Genomic DNA, 18,432 nt, shown 5'->3' with positions numbered 1-18,432 from the left:
CGAAGATTATAAAATGAGGCTAATACAATAAATATTAGCCTCATTTGTTTTACATCTTCAAATAATACTCCCTAGTCAACATTATATATTCCTCGCTATATTTGTGACGTGCTATTTCTGTCAACAGCTCTTCGACCACACACTCCCGATTATCAAAAGAAAAAGCGATCAACACTCTTTTTGGAACACCTCCGGGCTTAGTTATCACATTCAGTTGGCGGGCTGCATACAGATTCCACATAGAAGCTATACCCTTTACCCTATCTGCCACATCTGCCGGAATCACAACCGTAAAAGTCCCATCCTCAGCCAATAATCCGGCAACTCCTTTCAATAGTTCCTCATAAGTCAAAGAAGTGGCATGACGCGCGGCATTCCTTTGTACATCCGGACATTTAAGTGAGCCTACAAAATAAGGAGGATTTGAGACAATCACATCAAATTTACCGGAAGAATGATACTGATTAAAATCTGCCTGAACCACTTCTATCTGTTCTTTCCAAAAAGAACGAGCTACATTTTCTTTAGCCTGCTCCACAGCTGCCGTATCTACTTCCAATGCTACAATTTTTACATCTGCCGGACTGCGTTGAGCCAACATCAGAGCAACCAATCCTGTTCCTGTACCTACATCCAATACCCGACGCGCTCCTTGAACCGAAGTCCAGGCACCTAAAAGTACTCCATCCGTGCCAACTTTCATAGCACATTTGTCATGCCACACTGTAAACTGCTTAAATTGAAAATAAGGATTCGACATTTTATTATTCGCTGATCTTAAAACCCGTTTTATTCCACTAATTTATTATGTACCGCCAAAAATAAATAATTATTATGGAAGTTACCCTTTATTACCCTACATTTTGGCATTGTTTTTGTGTTTTTATTCAAACCTGTGCTTCATTATTAAAGAGAATCAATTAACTTTGCAAACGATTTATGCATATTTGCATGGCATAAACTAAATTAAAACGAAAAGATGAAAGAAAGATACTTATTGGAAGATGTCAGTGACAACGGTTTCTCGTTAATTACCGACTATGATGGTAACGATGAACATGCATTTGATGTAAACATAAAATCTGGTGAAATTCTTCCGGTTCTCCCCCTCCGTAATATGGTATTATTTCCCGGAGTATTCCTGCCTATCACGGCTGGCCGAAAGTCTTCATTAAAGCTCATACGTGATGCTGAGAAAAAGCATAAAGACATAGCAGTAGTGTGTCAAAGAGCTGCGCATACGGAAGACCCCAAATTGGAAGATTTGCACAACATAGGTACTGTAGGACGAATTGTCCGGGTATTGGAAATGCCGGATCAAACGACAACCGTCATACTTCAAGGTATGAAGCGTCTAAGTTTGAAAAGTATTACCGATACACATCCATATCTCAAAGGCGAGGTTGAGATTTTGGAAGAAGAAATTCCTGGTAAGGACGATAAGGAGTTCCAAGCTTTGGTTGAAACATGCAAAGACCTGACAATGCGTTACATCAAGTCGTCAGATGCAATGCATCAGGATTCTGCGTTTGCCATTAAAAATATCAATAGTCCGATGTTCCTGATCAACTTTATCTGCTCGAATCTCCCGTTTAAAAAAGACGAAAAGATAGATTTATTAAGTATCAAGTCTTTGCGCGAACGTACTTATCACTTATTGGAGCTTCTGAATCGCGAAGTGCAGTTAGCCGAAATAAAAGCCTCCATCCAAATGCGTGCTCGCGAAGATATTGACCAGCAGCAGCGTGAATATTTCTTGCAACAGCAGATCAAAACCATTCAAGACGAATTAGGTGGCGGCGGTCAAGAGCAGGAAATTGAAGAAATGCGCAATAAAGCGGAGAAAATGCATTGGAATATGGAAGTTAAAGAGACTTTCCTGAAAGAGCTGGCTAAATTGGAACGCACCCATCCGCAGTCACCGGACTACAGCGTACAACTTAACTATCTGCAGACAATGCTTAACCTCCCATGGGGCATTTATACAACCGACAATCTGAATCTTAAGAATGCAGAGAAGACGTTGAATAAAGACCATTACGGATTGGAGAAGGTAAAAGAACGTATTCTGGAACATCTGGCTGTGCTGAAGCTAAAAGACGACATGAAGTCACCGATTATCTGCTTATATGGCCCTCCGGGAGTTGGTAAGACATCACTCGGAAAGTCCATCGCATCCGCCCTTAAACGAAAATACGTGCGTATGTCTTTAGGAGGAGTGCATGACGAAGCGGAAATACGTGGACATCGTAAGACATATATCGGTGCTATGCCGGGACGGATTATCAAGAGCCTTATTAAAGCAGGAGCCTCTAATCCGGTATTCATCTTGGATGAAATAGATAAAGTCAGTGCAGACCGCCAAGGAGATCCTTCATCTGCATTATTGGAAGTTCTCGACCCGGAACAAAACACTTCGTTCCATGACAACTTCCTAGATGTGGACTATGATCTCTCAAAGGTATTGTTCATTGCAACAGCTAATAACCTGAATACAATTCCCGGTCCATTGCTCGACCGTATGGAACTGATTGAAGTCAGCGGATATATCACAGAAGAGAAAATTGAAATTGCCCGTAAACATCTAGTCCCGAAAGAACTGGAAGCCACCGGGCTTAAAAAGACAGATATAAAACTTCCCAAAGATACGCTGGAAGCCATTATCGAATCGTACACTCGTGAAAGCGGTGTTCGTGAATTAGAGAAGAAAATAGGTAAGATTCTCCGTAAATCAGCCCGTCAATATGCAACCGACGGATATTTTGCTAAAACGGAAATTAAACCGGCTGACCTATACGATTTCTTGGGAGCACCGGAATATACACGAGACAAGTATCAAGGCAATGAGTATGCCGGTGTAGTTACCGGACTGGCATGGACAGCCGTAGGAGGTGAAATTCTATTTGTTGAGACGAGCTTGAGTCGTGGTAAAGGTGGACGTCTTACATTGACCGGTAATCTGGGAGATGTGATGAAAGAATCTGCCATGCTGGCACTTGAATACATCAAGGCACACGCTTCTATCCTTGACTTGGACGAAGACATTTTTGAAAACTGGAACATCCATATTCATGTTCCGGAAGGGGCGATTCCGAAAGACGGTCCGTCGGCAGGTATCACTATGGCCACTTCTTTAGCTTCCGCTCTGACACAACGAAAGGTAAAAGCCAACCTGGCTATGACAGGAGAAATCACCCTTCGCGGCAAGGTTCTTCCGGTTGGCGGAATCAAGGAAAAGATTCTTGCTGCCAAACGTGCCGGAATAAAAGAAATCATTATGAGCGCCGAGAATAAAAAGAACATAGATGAAATTCAGGATCTGTATTTGAAGGGATTGACTTTCCACTATGTGAATGATATAAAAGAAGTATTCGCCATTGCATTAACCAATGAAAAAGTAGCGGATGCCATTGATTTATCTGTAAAGAAACCCAGCCAGGAATGACATTTGAGTTACAATATACAGACACTAAAAGTAATGCCCGTGCCGGTCTGATAACCACTGACCACGGGCAGATACAAACCCCTATCTTCATGCCGGTGGGAACATTGGGCACTGTCAAAGGGGTGCATCTGACAGAATTGAAAGAAGACATCCAGGCACAGATCATTCTAGGGAATACTTATCATCTCTATTTACGTCCGGGATTGGATGTTATCGAGAAAGCCGGCGGCTTGCATCGCTTCAACGGTTTTGATCGCCCCATGCTGACAGACAGTGGTGGTTTTCAAGTATTTTCGCTAGCCGGAATCCGGAAACTCCGTGAAGAAGGAGCCGAGTTCCGTTCACATATTGATGGCAGCAAGCATATCTTCACTCCGGAAAAAGTGATGGATATAGAACGTACCATCGGAGCGGACATCATGATGGCTTTCGATGAATGCCCTCCCGGAGATTCAGACTATGCGTATGCTAAAAAGTCGTTAGGGCTGACCCACAGATGGCTCGACCGCTGCATACAACGTTTTAATGAAACCGAACCTAAGTATGGCTACAATCAGTCGCTATTCCCTATTGTGCAAGGATGTGTTTACCCCGATCTGCGCAAACAATCTGCGGAGTTTGTGGCTTCCAAAGGAGCGGACGGAAATGCTATCGGCGGATTGGCAGTAGGCGAACCCGTCGATAAGATGTATGAGATGATCGAAATTGTCAACGAGATTCTGCCTAAAGACAAACCCCGTTATTTGATGGGCGTCGGTACTCCTGTCAATATCCTTGAAGGGATAGAACGCGGCGTAGATATGTTCGACTGCGTAATGCCTACACGCAACGGACGAAATGGAATGCTGTTTACCAAAGACGGTATCATCAATATGCGAAACAAAAAATGGGAAACGGATTTCTCCCCCATTGAGGCGGACGGTGCTTCCTATGTAGACACACTGTACAGCAAAGCGTATTTGCGCCATCTTTTCCATGCACAAGAACTGTTGGCCATGCAAATTGCTTCTATACATAATCTGGCATTTTATTTATGGCTGGCAGGCGAAGCACGAAAACATATTATCGCCGGAGATTTCTCAACCTGGAAACCGATGATGGTCAGAAAAGTATCAACTAGATTATAAGGAATGAAAAGCAATCGATTCATAAAGCGGCTGGACTGGTATATCATCAAGAAATTCTTGGGAACATACGTATTTGCTATTGCATTGATCATTTCTATTGCAGTAGTATTCGACTTTAACGAGAAGATGGATAAACTGATGGAACATGAAGCGCCATGGAGCAAAATCATTTTCGAATACTACATGAACTTTATCCCCTACTTCTCCAATCTGTTCAGTCCGTTGTTCGTGTTCATTGCCGTCATTTTCTTTACTTCAAAACTAGCGGAGAACTCAGAGATTATCGCCATGTTCTCCACCGGAATGAGTTTCAAGAGAATGATGCGTCCTTATATGATTTCTGCGGCCATTATCGCATTAACGACCTTTATGCTAAGTTCGTACGTAATCCCTAAAGGAAGCGTCACCCGCCTGAACTTTGAAGACCGGTATATCAAACCCAAGAAACAGAATACGGCACGCAACGTACAACTGGAAGTGGATAGCGGTGTCATTGCATACATTGACAATTATAATAATGCCATGAAAACAGGCAACCGTTTCTCGTTGGATAAATTCGTCGACAAGAAACTGGTTTCTCACTTGACAGCACGTCGTGTAACGTATGATACAACCACCGTTCATAAATGGACAATTCATGACTACATGATACGCGAGTTGGACGGCTTGAAAGAAAAAATCACCAAAGGAGACCGGATAGACTCGATTATCAATATGGAACCGTCCGACTTCCTTATCATGAAGAATCAACAGGAAATGCTCACCAGCCCTCAATTGAGTGACTATATTGAGAAACAAAAACGAAGAGGATTTGCCAATATCAAAGAGTTTGAAATTGAATATCATAAACGAATCGCCATGTCGTTCGCCTCTTTCATCCTGACAATTATCGGTGTTTCTCTTTCGTCACGAAAGACCAAAGGAGGTATGGGTCTCCACTTGGGTATCGGACTGGGACTGAGCTTCTCATATATCTTATTCCAGACAATTACTTCTACATTTGCCATCAACGGTAATGTACCTCCTGTGATTGCAGTCTGGATTCCCAATATTCTTTATGCAGGTATCGCCTTCTTCCTGTATCAAAAGGCACCGAAGTAGATGACAAGATTCTCTTAATAGAAGTTCCGCCTATTCTTACCAAACAGCAAGTATAGGCGGAACTTTTTTGTTGTATCCATTTCCTCTTTTGTCTATTCTACATTGTCAACCAATCTCCTTTACATAAGCAGAAAGATCTGCAGCAGAGATGTTTTTGGCTATAATTACACCATTTCCATCCAATAAATAGTTAGTGAACCCCCGGTTCAAACGGTATTTCTTAAATAATCCGGAGTCCTCGCCTTCTGTTTCCACGAAACAAGTGGGCGTAACTATTTGGTCCTGACGAACGGTTTCCTTAAAAATTGACTGATATTCGTCAAACGAAATAGAAACCATTTCCACATTATGAGAAGAACGAAGCGCATTGCTTAAACTTACGTTTTGCATCCGGGATTGCGCGTCATAACTTGCCCAAAAACTTAGCAACACATACTTTCCTTTCAAATTTCCCAACTTAAAGGCAGGTTGCTCTTCCGATGTAGATTCGATTTTAAAATCTGGGGCTACATCACCCTCACTCAAACCTCCGGTAGGTTTGTCTTTCTCAACGAAAGCGGTCAAGGAACAAATTAGTAATACAACAAAAATCCACTTTACATACTTCATGTAACTCGGTTTTAGTTAATACTATCCGGGACTGTCCTTAAACAGTGGTTTCTTCCCGAAACGTTGTCTTTTCAGGCATCAGGCGAAGAGGAATCCGCTGATTATCAGAGCCTTTATTTTTGAAACCGGGTGCAAAGGTAAGTAATTATCAAATTAACTTCCAAAAGAATAAGCAAAAATCTCACTTTTCAGGTATAACTTTTTATGTTATTTAGCATAAAAACGAACTTTTTTCTCTACTTTTGCAGGATAAAAGTCTATTTCTTATGCAACCATCAAGTACAGAATTGATTCTGATTCGAGTTACCGGTGAAGATCGTCCGGGGCTTACCTCATCCGTGACCGAAATATTAGCTAAATACGATGCTACTATCCTCGATATCGGGCAGGCGGATATTCATAATACACTATCACTAGGTATTCTTTTCAAAAGTGAAGAAAGACATTCCGGATTTATCATGAAGGAATTATTATTCAAAGCTTCCTCTTTGGGAGTAACCATCCGGTTCGAACCAATTACAACCGAGCAATACGACAATTGGGTAGGTATGCAAGGCAAGAACCGTTATATCTTGACGGTGCTTGGCCGTAAACTGTCTGCGCGTCAAATATCGGCAGCCACCAGCGTATTGGCAGAGCAAGGAATGAATATCGATGCAATCAAGCGCCTGACGGGTAGAATCCCTTTGGATGAATGCGATACGGATGCACGCACACGCGCTTGCATAGAATTCTCAGTGAGAGGTACTCCCAAAGACCGCATCTCCATGCAAGAAAGCCTGATGAAGTTAGCCAGCGAACTGGAGATGGACTTTTCTTTTCAGTTGGATAATATGTATCGACGTATGCGCCGTCTGATCTGCTTTGATATGGATTCCACACTTATTGAAACCGAAGTTATTGATGAGCTCGCCATCCGCGCCGGCGTAGGCGATGAGGTAAAGGCCATTACGGAAAGCGCCATGCGTGGCGAAATAGACTTTACCGAAAGCTTTACCCGCCGCGTAGCCCTATTGAAAGGACTCGATGAATCCGTCATGCAGGAGATTGCAGAAAACTTGCCTATCACAGAAGGAGTAGACAGACTAATGTATGTATTGAAAAAGTATGGCTACAAAATAGCAATTCTGTCGGGAGGTTTCACCTATTTCGGCCAACACCTGCAAAAGAAGTATGGTATAGACTATGTATATGCGAATGAGCTGGAAATTATTGATGGAAAGCTCACCGGACGTTATTTGGGAGATGTGGTAGACGGAAAACGCAAAGCCGAACTACTCCGTTTAATTGCCCAAGTAGAAAAAGTAGATATTGCGCAAACCATTGCCGTAGGTGACGGAGCCAATGACCTCCCCATGCTGGGAATTGCCGGATTGGGAATAGCATTCCATGCCAAACCCAAAGTAGTAGCAAATGCCAAACAGTCTATCAATACCATCGGACTTGATGGGGTGCTCTATTTTCTTGGATTCAAAGATTCTTATTTGAATATGTAATTAGACCGAAAAATAAATTATCTTTGCGGACAAATAAAATAACAGAATGAAGTTTTCCGAACTACAATTAAACGCGAATGTGCTTGAGGCGCTTGACGCCATGCGATTTGACGAATGCACACCTATTCAGGAACAAGCAATTCCAATTATACTTGAAGGTAAAGATCTGATAGCAGTAGCGCAGACAGGTACGGGTAAAACCGCAGCTTTTCTGCTCCCTGTATTAAATAAACTATCCGAAGGAAACCATCCGGAAGATGCGATCAACTGCATTATCATGTCCCCTACCCGGGAACTGGCTCAGCAGATCGACCAACAGATGGAAGGATTCTCCTATTTTATGCCGGTATCAAGCGTCGCTGTATATGGCGGTAATGACGGCATTCTGTTCGAACAACAGAAAAAAGGACTTACATTAGGAGCTGATGTTGTTATTGCGACTCCGGGACGTCTGATCGCCCATCTGAGTCTCGGATATGTAGACCTCTCCAAAGTTTCTTATTTCATTTTGGACGAAGCAGACCGAATGCTCGACATGGGATTCTATGACGACATCATGCAAATAGTGAAATACCTGCCTAAAGAACGGCAGACTGTCATGTTCTCTGCAACTATGCCTGCCAAAATACAGCAATTGGCAAATACAATCCTGAATAATCCGTCAGAAATAAAATTGGCTGTCTCAAAACCGGCCGAAAAGATTATCCAGGCTGCTTACGTTTGCTACGAAAACCAAAAATTGGGAATTATACGTAGCCTTTTCGCCGACGAGGTTCCCGAACGTGTCATCATCTTCGCATCTTCAAAAATCAAAGTTAAAGAAGTCGCTAAGGCTTTGATGGCGATGAAATTGAATGTAGGAGAAATGCACTCGGATCTTGAGCAGGCCCAACGGGAAACAGTAATGCACGAATTTAAAGCCGGGCGAGTTAATATACTGGTAGCGACAGATATTGTGGCACGCGGCATTGACATTGATGATATTCGTCTGGTTATCAACTTCGACGTCCCTCACGACAGTGAAGATTATGTGCACCGCATCGGGCGTACGGCACGTGCCAATAACGATGGAGTAGCGCTTACATTTGTCAGCGAAAAAGAGCAGAGTAATTTCAAGAGCATTGAGAATTTCCTGGAAAAAGATATTTATAAAATTCCCATCCCGGCAGAATTAGGGGAAGCTCCGGAATACAAGCCACGCTCTTTCAGCAAAAGCAGGTACGGCAGCAACCCTAAAAGAAGAAATTTTCGGGGGAAAAACGGCAATAACAACAAAAGTAAGAACCGCCCCTCTCCCAGACAACAAAATTAGAACAGCATTTTTTATTTAGTGGAAGTGATAGTCAGTTTACCATCGAAACCCACTTCTATCTCCGCAATGCTATATACAGAACTTTCCGGAATGGCTAAAACTGCTTGATAATGAAAACCATTCCGGTCTACTTTTACAAACTTCGTATCAGATAGAATAGCCTGCGACAGGAAATCAGCAGGAATAACCTGAGCAAACATCTGCTTGGTCACATCACTGGCAAACAAACTTTTCTTGCCTTCGTACACACAAATGTGCATCACATTGTCGTAATACACATTGTCCATGCTAATCCCGTCTTCGGAATAAGTCGTCTTGACAACTCTAATTTTGGTAGGATTAATATATACATAAGCGCGATAGCGAGTGCCATTGTATGTCACCACACTATCCCGTTTTGTCACTTCCGTATAAGTCGGTATAACCACTTCACGACGAACAAATGACAACGAATCATTCGGATCCTCAGATTTATGCAGTTTGATTATGTTGTCCGTAATGGAATGAAACCAGAATATATGTTCCGCCTGCTTATCTATCTTGTAGTAAGCCGTATCATTTCCATACGTGTAAAGCGTATCCCGCATAACCTTAAATGTAATCGGAGCACTTTGGCTATCTGCATAATAGATCGTATCCCCCTCTACCCGCATCAACGGACTCTCCGTTTCATCGTCCAGCCAAATTCCCTGCAACAGTTCCTTAGCAGCTATATCCTCTTCCTCCAGTTCAAGAAAATTTGGATTTTTATTGCCGCCACATGACGCAGAAAAAATCACCATCAACGATAGCACTACATATTTCATCATTTGTTCCAGTTTTGCATAAAGATACTCTTATTTTTTCATTTACCAATGCAATAGTAAACGAATCCGAGTTCTTCCATCTCTTTCTTATCGTAAATGTTACGTCCGTCCAATACAACCTGCTGTGCCATCGTTTTCTTTATGACAGCCCATGAGGGTAGACGGAATTCCTTCCATTCGGTAACCAACATCAGCGCATCCGCATCAAGCACCGCATCATACATATCGCAAGCATAATAGACTGTATCTCCGATCCTACGCTTGCACTCCTGCATGGCAGCAGAATCGTACGCACGTACCTGACAGCCAGCCTTCAACAGCTTATCAATCAGGATCAAAGCCGGAGCTTCACGCATATCATCAGTCTCCGGTTTGAAAGCCAGTCCCCACAAAGCAACCGTTTTTCCTTTCAGGTCACCATTAAAATGCTTCACCAACTTTTCAAACAGAACACTTTTCTGTTGCTCGTTTACCTCTTCCACAGCACTGAGCACCCGCATTTTATATCCATTCTGTTCTGCCGTTTTGATAAGGGCTTTCACATCTTTCGGGAAACAAGAACCGCCATAGCCGATTCCCGGATACAAGAATTTACGTCCGATGCGCGTATCCGAACCGATTCCGCTACGTACCATATTCACATCGGCACCCACAATCTCGCACAAGTTTGCTATGTCATTCATAAAACTGATGCGGGTTGCCAACATTGAATTTGCCGCATATTTAGTCATCTCCGCTGACGGGATATCCATAAAGATAACGCGGAAGTTATTTAGCAAGAACGGTTTATACAGCTTCGACATCAGTTTCTGCGCACGTTCCGACTCCACTCCCACTACTACACGGTCCGGACTCATAAAGTCGCTGATCGCATTTCCTTCCTTTAGAAATTCCGGATTTGAAGCCACATCAAAATGGATATTCACCCCTCTCTTATCCAACTCCTCTTGAATAACCGCACGAACCTTGCCGGCAGTACCCACCGGAACCGTACTCTTGGTAACAACCAATTTATATTGTTTCATATTGCGACCGATAGTCCGGGCTACCTCCAACACATATTTCAGATCAGCGCTGCCGTCCTCATCCGGAGGCGTACCGACAGCACTGAATACTACTTCCACATCATCGAGGCAACTCTCCAGTGAGGTAGTAAACTTCAATCGTTTCGCTTTCATATTGCGAAGTACCATCTCTTCCAATCCATTTTCATAAATAGGAATGATACCCTTTTTCAAAGATTCGATTTTCTCACTGTTAGTATCTACGCAAGTCACATCCACGCCAATTTCAGCAAAGCATGTACCTGTCACCAGACCTACATATCCGGTTCCTACAATTGCTATTTTCATATCTTTATTTATTGTCTATACAGAAGTTATTCAAAATACACCGCATCTTTGAAAGCCATTCCCTCCTTGTCTTTAGGAGATAGCAACATCTGCGACTCGGCAAGCGGCCAATCTATACCCAATGTCGCATCATTATATATAATGGAAGCCTCACTTTGCGGAGCATACTTATTATCTACCTTATATGTAAAAATAGCTTCGTCACTCAATACGGCAAATCCATGCGCAAAACCACGTGGAATAAAAAACTGTCTCTTATTCTCTTCACTCAACAAAACACACACATGCTTTCCGAACGTAGGCGATGATCTGCGCAAATCCACAGCAACATCCAACACTTCTCCTTTGATAACACGAACCAGTTTAGCCTGGCTATGTTCACCTTTCTGATAATGCAATCCGCGTAATACCCCAAAGGAAGACTTGGATTCATTATCCTGTACAAAATCAACAGGACCGATATTAGCCTCAAACTCCTCTTTCTTAAAAGCTTCCATAAAGTAGCCACGTTCGTCGGAGAAAACTTTAGGCTCTATCAGCCATACTCCGTCTATTTCTGTCTGTATATAGTTCATTGTCGATGGTTATAAATAAAACGATGCAAAAGTAGTGATTTTTTCGTAGTTTTCTGGGATATATTCAATTTATCTCTTAATTTTGCACACATGATTGAATTAGCACAACATATAGAGGTTTTATTGCTGGAAAACGACTGCGTCATCGTTCCGGGATTTGGTGGATTCGTTGCACATTACGCACCTGCAACTCATGTAAAAGAAGAAAGTCTTTTCTTACCTCCTACCCGTACGATAGGATTCAATCCGCAACTGAAACTAAATGACGGAGTGTTGGTGCAATCATATATGGCCGTTTACGACACTAGTTTCGCTGACGCCAGCCGCATAGTAGAAAAAGAGGTAAACGAATTCATCTCCCTTCTTCATGAAGAAGGCAAAGCCCATCTGGAGAATATCGGTGAAATCCATTATAATATTTATGGCAATTACGAGTTCATTCCGTACGATTATAAGCTAACCACTCCTTCTTTATACGGATTGGATTCTTTTGAGATGCACGAGCTTGCCGCCTTGCCACAAAAGGAAAGAGTGTTAATACCACTCAATCCGGAGAAAGAAAAGAAAACTTATGAAATCAGTATCAACCGTACATTCCTCCGCAATGCAGCAGCTATGATTGCCGCCATTGTGTTGTTCTTCGCTTTTTCCACTCCGGTAGAGAATACCTACGTTCAGAAGAACAATTACGCACAGTTGTTACCTAACGAGCTTTTTGAACAAATAGAAGAACAGTCGGTTGCAATGACTCCTGTTCCGGTAAAGAACGATGTGAAACCACAGAGAGCCAAGAAAGCTAAAACATCAAAGCCCATTGCTGTGAAAGAAGTTAAAGTGGCGAAACCGCAAACAGTTCCTGCGCCATCGGTAAAGCCACAAGCTAATACGAATCACCCTTACCATATTATAGTAGCGGGAGGTATCAGCCTTAAAGATGCGGAAGCTATGGCAAACCGGTTAAATGCCAAAGGATTTGCGGAAGCAAAAGCGCTGAATACCGATGGTAAAGTACGTGTCAGTATCCGCTCATTCAGCAACCGTGAAGAAGCGACGAAACAGTTGTTGGAGCTTAGAAAAAACGAAACTTACAAGAATGCCTGGTTACTGGCAAAATAAAAATCCCTTTTAAAAAGCATGAAACGAGTTCTTTGTCCCAAATGTGAGAATTACCTTTATTTTGATGAAACCAAGTATAGTGAAGGTCAGTCACTTGTATTTGTATGCGAGCATTGCGGCAAGCAATTCAGTATCCGGCTTGGAAAAAGTAAAGTCAAAGCTCTCCGGAAAGAAGAGAATCTGGAAGAAGAGGCAGAATCCCATAAAGAAGAATTCGGATATATCACAGTAATTGAGAATATATTCGGATTCAAACAAGTACTTCCACTACAAGAGGGTGACAACGTGATAGGACGGCGTTGTGTAGGAACAGTCATCAATACTCCCATCGAAAGCGGAGACATGAGCATGGACCGCCGCCACTGCATTATCAATATCAAGCGCAATAAGCAAGGAAAACTAATCTATACACTTCGAGATGCCCCCAGTCTTACGGGCACATTCCTTATGAATGAAATCTTGGGAGATAAAGACCGTATCCGTATCGAAGATGGTGCTATCGTGACTATTGGAGCTACTACCTTTATCTTGCACACTGCCGAATAAATTTATATTCATTTTGGTACATATTTTTGCATCGTCCGGTAAAAACAATTGCCGTGCCGCTTTGATAAATAAAGGGTCAGTAGATTTTTAGTGGGGATATACATAAATTTTGACGATTCTATTATAGCCCTTGCTTTTCATCAGCCACTTTTAGTTCAATACCATCCATGAGTTTTCATTTTATATGTTTATGATCATAAGATAATCAGATATAAGGATACAGGTGACAGATGTTTTTCCAAAATAGTACCGGGTAGAGCGGAGTTGACGGCAATAAAAAAGTGAAAGGCGTCAAACCCATATTGTTGCAGACAAGAATGGCTTCCTTATTGCAGTGATGGTTACAGTAGCCAATATTCATGACAGCAAGGCTGCTTAAATATTTACACAAATAAACAGGCAAAAAGCAAAGGGTATCCCAATAGCCATAAGACTATCAAGACACCCTCTTGAATGAAAAACCAAACTCAGTTAAATTCAACTATTCGGCCTATCTCCGATATCTAAATCAAAGAATACCCTTCACAGTTTCAAGCATTCCCTTTTCTTGAATAGAATCCAAATCAGCTTTTACAGCTTCCGTCAATCCCGAAATTTTATTCAAATCTTCACCCCAGATAAATTCTGCGCCCAGAACACCTTCGGCTACTTTCTTTGTGCAACCAGTAGCCCACAGTTCTTTCAGCAGATTCATGATTTCAGGAGCGTCGTTCGGCACAATCTCAGCGCCATCCGCACGTACGCCACCCTTATAATAAGTAATGATAGCTGCCAAACCAAGTACAAGTCCTTTCGGAAGCTCACCTTTACGTTCCAGATAAGTTTTCAATCCCGGCAGATCACGAGTCTCATATTTCGGGAAAGAATTCAGCATAATGCTTGTTACCGCATGGTCTACAAACGGATTATTGAAACGCTCCAATACATCATTTGCAAATTTCTCCAATTCATCTTTCGGCAGGTTCAAAGTTTCCATTAACTCGTCAAACATCACCTTATGGACATATTTTCCAATTACTTCATGCTGGCAAGCGTCACGAACAATATTCACACCGGACAAATAAGCAACCGGAGAAAGAACGGTATGCGGCCCATTCAGCAAAGTAACCTTACGTTCATGGTATGGAGCTTCCGACGGTACAAACAATACGTTCAAGCCTGCCTTGTCAGCTGGGAATTCTTTGGCAATCTCCTGCGGAGCCTCAATAACCCACAAATGGAAGATTTCAGCCTGAACCACCAAGTTATCGTCATATTGCAGTTTTTCTTTGATAGCTGCAATATCCTTGCGGGGGAATCCCGGAACTATACGGTCTACCAACGTAGCATATACACCACAGGCTTCTTCAAACCAAGTCTTAAATTCTTCGCCCAAATTCCACAACTCAATGTATTGATAGATCGTTTCTTTCAGTTTGTGACCATTCAAGAAAATAAGTTCGCAAGGGAAGATAATCAGGCCTTTTGTCTTGTCGCCATTGAATGTCTTAAAACGATGATATAACAACTGAGTCAGTTTACCCGGATAAGAAGAAGCGGGAGCATCCTCTAGTTTGCAAGTCGGATCAAAGGCAATACCGGCTTCTGTAGTATTTGAAATAACGAAACGCATTTCCGGTTGTTCCGCCAGTTTCATGAATTCGTCATTTTGAGTATAAGGGTTCAATGCACGGCTGATTACATCAATCATTGTCAAGCTGTTAACCACTTCTCCTTTATCCAATCCTTGAAGATTGACATGATAAAGATCGTCCTGCGTATTCAACATATCGACCATACCTTTGTCAATGGGCTGAACTACTACAACACTACTGTTGAAATCTGTTTTCTGGTTCATGTTATAGATAATCCAATCTACAAAAGCACGTAAAAAGTTACCTTCACCAAATTGAATAATACGCTCCGGACGTTGTGCCTTAGGAGCAGTTTCTTTGTTTAATACTTTCATGTTAGTTGTAATTTATAAAGTTGATATTATACTAATTCAAAATAAAAATCGATGTTTTCTTTAATCAGGATATCAATAGGCATATATTTCACAGGATCGATATTTTTCTTGAACACGACATGATCACACAAAGCTTTCACACCACAATAACCTTGCAATCCCGGCCGCTGTCCGATCAAATAATGTACATCCCCCGATTTCAGCAACTCTACATTTGCTTTCAGGAGGTCATATCCTATCAATCCTTTCATGCTACGCCCTGCATGACGGAGATATTCTCCCAACTGATATACTCTGGAATTGAACACAACTCCGAGTACAGCTTTCGGGTATGTCTCAAAGAACCGGTCCAGTGTCCGACAGTTATTTTCCTGATTGGACTTATTCAATACTACTTCATGAATCACCAGACTATCGTATTCCTCAGTGATATACTGCATAAAACCTTCCAGACGGCGCTGCATCTGTATTTCAGCAGGGTTATCCTTGTTATTACTTAAAAACAGTACCAGTTCCTGTCCTTCTCCCACCGAATAATTACGCATCAATATCTTAGCCGCAATGTATCCGCTCTTATACGAATCTTGTCCGATATAGGTTAATGCATTCATTTCTTCCATATTGAAATCGACGAAAGCATACGCTATCCCATTCTCTCGCAGATAGCCCGTCAATGATAAGGTTTCTTCCCGGAAATTGGGAGCAATCAACACCGCATCCACATTGCTTTCCTTGATAGAACGACAGGCTTCCTGATAGCTGGCTTCATCTCCGTGATGGTAACACAGATAATCCACGCTCACATTGAAAGGACGCAACTCTTGCCGGGCACGCTCAATGCCACCCACTACGGAATGCCAATAATCGTGCTCTATATAATAAGGAATTAAGCAAACGAAAGAATATTTCTTTTTAGCAGCCAGTCCGATAGCAAAAACATTGGGCTGATAATGAATTTCATCCAGCACCTTCTGAACCTTAGCTTTGCTCTTAGGAGATACGTCACCGCGATTGTGCAATACCCTGTCCACCGTTCCGGCAGAAACGCCTGCCATACGGGCTATGTCTTTAATCGTATAATTCTGGTCCTCCATAGTGTTAAAACTTAAATATTATAAATAATCGCTGCAAATATACGAATTATTTTGTTACTCCAAGTAAAATTTCTATTTTTGTGTTCGATAACGGTTAATAAAACTAAAACAAGATTTACACCTAGTAGCTTTAAAATCAATACTATATAGGTATAAATACAGAAAGTAATAATTTTATATACTTAAAACACAGTAATAATGAAGAATTTCATGGACGAGAACTTCTTACTGCAAACAGAAACTGCACAGAAGTTGTATCACGAGCATGCGGCTAAAATGCCGATTATCGACTATCACTGTCATTTAATTCCACAAATGGTAGCCGATGACTACAAGTTTAAATCACTGACTGAAATCTGGTTGGGAGGCGACCATTACAAATGGCGCGCTATGCGTACAAACGGTGTAGACGAACGTTTCTGCACAGGAAAGGACACCACAGACTGGGAAAAATTTGAGAAATGGGCAGAAACCGTACCCTATACTTTCCGCAATCCGTTATACCATTGGACTCATCTGGAACTGAAAACAGCTTTCGGCATCGATAAGATATTAAATCCGAAAACCGCACGTGAGATATACGATGAATGTAACGAGAAATTAGCTCAACCAGAATATTCCGCTCGCGGAATGATACGTCGCTACCACGTAGAAACCGTATGTACTACCGACGATCCGATAGACTCGTTGGAATATCACATCAAGACATGCGAAAGCGGATTTGAAATCAAAATGTTGCCGACTTGGCGTCCGGACAAAGCTATGGCAGTAGAAGTTCCGGCAGATTTCCGCGCTTATGTAGAAAAATTGGCAGAAGTAAGCGACACCAACATTTCCAGCTTTGACGATATGATTGCCGCTTTGCGCAAACGTCACGATTTCTTCGCAGCACAAGGATGTCGCCTGTCCGATCACGGCATCGAAGAATTCTACGCAGAAGATTATAGTGATGCGGAAATCAAAGCCATATTTAATAAGGTATATGGCGGTACTGAACTGACGAAGGAAGAAATCCTGAAGTTCAAATCGGCGATGCTCGTAATCTTCGGAGAAATGGATTGGGAAAAGGGATGGACTCAACAGTTCCATTACGGCGCAATCCGCAACAACAACACCAAGATGTTTAAATTGTTAGGTCCCGACACAGGTTTCGACTCTATCGGTGAATTTACAACAGCAAAAGCAATGGCTAAATTCCTCGACCGCTTGAACACAAACGGTAAATTGACGAAGACAATCCTCTACAACCTGAATCCATGTGCAAACGAGGTGATTGCAACTATGCTGGGTAACTTCCAGGATGGATCTGTTGCAGGAAAAATCCAGTTTGGTTCTGGATGGTGGTTCTTGGATCAGAAAGATGGTATGGAAAAACAAATGAATGCCTTATCGGTACTCGGTCTTTTGAGCCGCTTCGTAGGTATGTTGACTGACTCCCGTTCATTCCTATCCTACCCGCGTCACGAATATTTCCGCCGTACATTGTGTAATCTGGTAGGACGTGACGTAGAGAACGGAGAAATCCCAGCATCCGAAATGGAACGTGTAAATCAAATGATTGAAGACATCAGCTATAACAACGCTAAGAACTTCTTCAAGTTCTAAGTAGTATATCAAAGTTATAAATGCCGCTGCCTGAATCCAACAATCAGACAACGGCATTTTTATAACGGGTCAATGTAAAAACCTGAGGGGTAAATTTATAAATTGTTATCTTTGTCTCCAAATTCATAGCTTATGGAGTTAAACGGTTATCGCCTTCTTCTTCCTGAAGGCACTTTAGACTACCTTGATCTTGTTGATGTGAAGGAAAGTGTAAATGAAGTTGTGTTCTACCTTGAGGAGAAAAATATCGTTCCTGAGAAGTATACAGATCAGGATACTGAGAGTAAAGGCTTTTATGAC

The 18,432-nt window shown here is 42.0% G+C and carries 15 protein-coding genes and 1 pseudogene; 9 read left to right on the top strand and 7 right to left on the bottom strand.

The window, feature by feature from the left end:
- Positions 1–49: 49 nt before the first annotated feature.
- Positions 50–760 (bottom strand): tRNA1(Val) (adenine(37)-N6)-methyltransferase, encoded by a 711-nt coding sequence (locus BACFIN_RS09800; protein WP_007753364.1) that lies wholly within the window; start codon positions 758–760, stop codon positions 50–52.
- Between the two features lie 219 nt (positions 761–979).
- Here BACFIN_RS09800 and lon point away from each other — a divergent pair, with 219 nt between their 5' ends.
- The 3 genes from lon to BACFIN_RS09815 are packed head-to-tail and all read left to right on the top strand — an operon-like array spanning position 980 to position 5,673.
- A complete protein-coding gene (gene lon / locus BACFIN_RS09805) occupies positions 980–3,445 on the top strand; it encodes an endopeptidase La (protein WP_007753361.1) in 2,466 nt (821 codons plus the stop codon).
- Positions 3,442–4,572, top strand: coding sequence for a tRNA guanosine(34) transglycosylase Tgt (gene tgt / locus BACFIN_RS09810; RefSeq protein ID WP_007753359.1), 1,131 nt, complete (start codon positions 3,442–3,444; stop codon positions 4,570–4,572). The genes lon and tgt overlap by 4 nt, the downstream gene beginning before the upstream one ends.
- A gap of 3 nt (positions 4,573–4,575) precedes the next feature.
- Positions 4,576–5,673 (top strand): LptF/LptG family permease, encoded by a 1,098-nt coding sequence (locus BACFIN_RS09815; protein ID WP_007753357.1) that lies wholly within the window; start codon positions 4,576–4,578, stop codon positions 5,671–5,673.
- Between the two features lie 105 nt (positions 5,674–5,778).
- Here BACFIN_RS09815 and BACFIN_RS09820 read toward each other — a convergent pair whose 3' ends face one another.
- Positions 5,779–6,282 (bottom strand): thioredoxin-like domain-containing protein, encoded by a 504-nt coding sequence (locus tag BACFIN_RS09820; RefSeq protein WP_007753354.1) that lies wholly within the window; start codon positions 6,280–6,282, stop codon positions 5,779–5,781.
- Between the two features lie 266 nt (positions 6,283–6,548).
- Between BACFIN_RS09820 and serB the strand changes: the two genes are divergently transcribed.
- Both serB and BACFIN_RS09830 read left to right on the top strand, forming a co-directional pair.
- On the top strand, positions 6,549–7,778 hold the full coding sequence (gene serB / locus BACFIN_RS09825; RefSeq protein WP_007753342.1) for a phosphoserine phosphatase SerB: 1,230 nt from the start codon (positions 6,549–6,551) through the stop codon (positions 7,776–7,778).
- A gap of 46 nt (positions 7,779–7,824) precedes the next feature.
- Entirely contained in the window at positions 7,825–9,090 is a 1,266-nt protein-coding gene (locus BACFIN_RS09830) for a DEAD/DEAH box helicase (RefSeq protein WP_007753341.1), read from the top strand.
- 11 nt (positions 9,091–9,101) lie between these two features.
- Here the strand turns inward: BACFIN_RS09830 and BACFIN_RS09835 are convergent, their stop codons facing one another.
- Genes BACFIN_RS09835 through rfbC form a run of 3 tightly spaced genes read right to left on the bottom strand, consistent with a single transcriptional unit; the run spans position 9,102 to position 11,823 of the window.
- Positions 9,102–9,899 (bottom strand): DUF4738 domain-containing protein, encoded by a 798-nt coding sequence (locus tag BACFIN_RS09835; protein ID WP_007753340.1) that lies wholly within the window; start codon positions 9,897–9,899, stop codon positions 9,102–9,104.
- Positions 9,900–9,934: 35 nt separating this feature from the next.
- Positions 9,935–11,248 (bottom strand): UDP-glucose dehydrogenase family protein, encoded by a 1,314-nt coding sequence (locus BACFIN_RS09840; protein ID WP_007753338.1) that lies wholly within the window; start codon positions 11,246–11,248, stop codon positions 9,935–9,937.
- Between the two features lie 26 nt (positions 11,249–11,274).
- The gene (gene rfbC / locus BACFIN_RS09845; protein WP_007753336.1) at positions 11,275–11,823 is read right to left on the bottom strand and encodes a dTDP-4-dehydrorhamnose 3,5-epimerase; all 549 of its coding nucleotides are present in this window, start codon (positions 11,821–11,823) and stop codon (positions 11,275–11,277) included.
- 90 nt (positions 11,824–11,913) lie between these two features.
- Here rfbC and BACFIN_RS09850 point away from each other — a divergent pair, with 90 nt between their 5' ends.
- Both BACFIN_RS09850 and BACFIN_RS09855 read left to right on the top strand, forming a co-directional pair.
- Positions 11,914–12,939 (top strand): HU domain-containing protein, encoded by a 1,026-nt coding sequence (locus tag BACFIN_RS09850; RefSeq protein WP_007753334.1) that lies wholly within the window; start codon positions 11,914–11,916, stop codon positions 12,937–12,939.
- 18 nt (positions 12,940–12,957) lie between these two features.
- Positions 12,958–13,485 (top strand): FHA domain-containing protein, encoded by a 528-nt coding sequence (locus tag BACFIN_RS09855; protein WP_007753332.1) that lies wholly within the window; start codon positions 12,958–12,960, stop codon positions 13,483–13,485.
- A 508-nt stretch (positions 13,486–13,993) separates the two neighbouring features.
- Here BACFIN_RS09855 and BACFIN_RS09860 read toward each other — a convergent pair.
- Both BACFIN_RS09860 and BACFIN_RS09865 read right to left on the bottom strand, forming a co-directional pair.
- Entirely contained in the window at positions 13,994–15,433 is a 1,440-nt protein-coding gene (locus tag BACFIN_RS09860) for a tagaturonate reductase (RefSeq protein WP_007753328.1), read from the bottom strand.
- A gap of 26 nt (positions 15,434–15,459) precedes the next feature.
- Positions 15,460–16,527, bottom strand: coding sequence for a LacI family DNA-binding transcriptional regulator (locus tag BACFIN_RS09865; protein ID WP_007753326.1), 1,068 nt, complete (start codon positions 16,525–16,527; stop codon positions 15,460–15,462).
- A 198-nt stretch (positions 16,528–16,725) separates the two neighbouring features.
- Between BACFIN_RS09865 and uxaC the strand changes: the two genes are divergently transcribed.
- Complete coding sequence (gene uxaC, locus BACFIN_RS09870) at positions 16,726–18,132, top strand: glucuronate isomerase (protein WP_007753315.1); 1,407 nt, start codon at positions 16,726–16,728, stop codon at positions 18,130–18,132.
- A gap of 132 nt (positions 18,133–18,264) precedes the next feature.
- Positions 18,265–18,432, top strand: a pseudogene (locus tag BACFIN_RS23965) (ISAon1 family transposase N-terminal region protein); the annotation flags it as partial.

The sequence above is a fragment of the Bacteroides finegoldii DSM 17565 genome (genome assembly GCF_000156195.1).
GTDB lineage: Bacteria > Bacteroidota > Bacteroidia > Bacteroidales > Bacteroidaceae > Bacteroides > Bacteroides finegoldii.
Note: the sequence above shows the minus strand (reverse complement) of the source record. Positions and strands in the feature narration are given on the sequence as shown.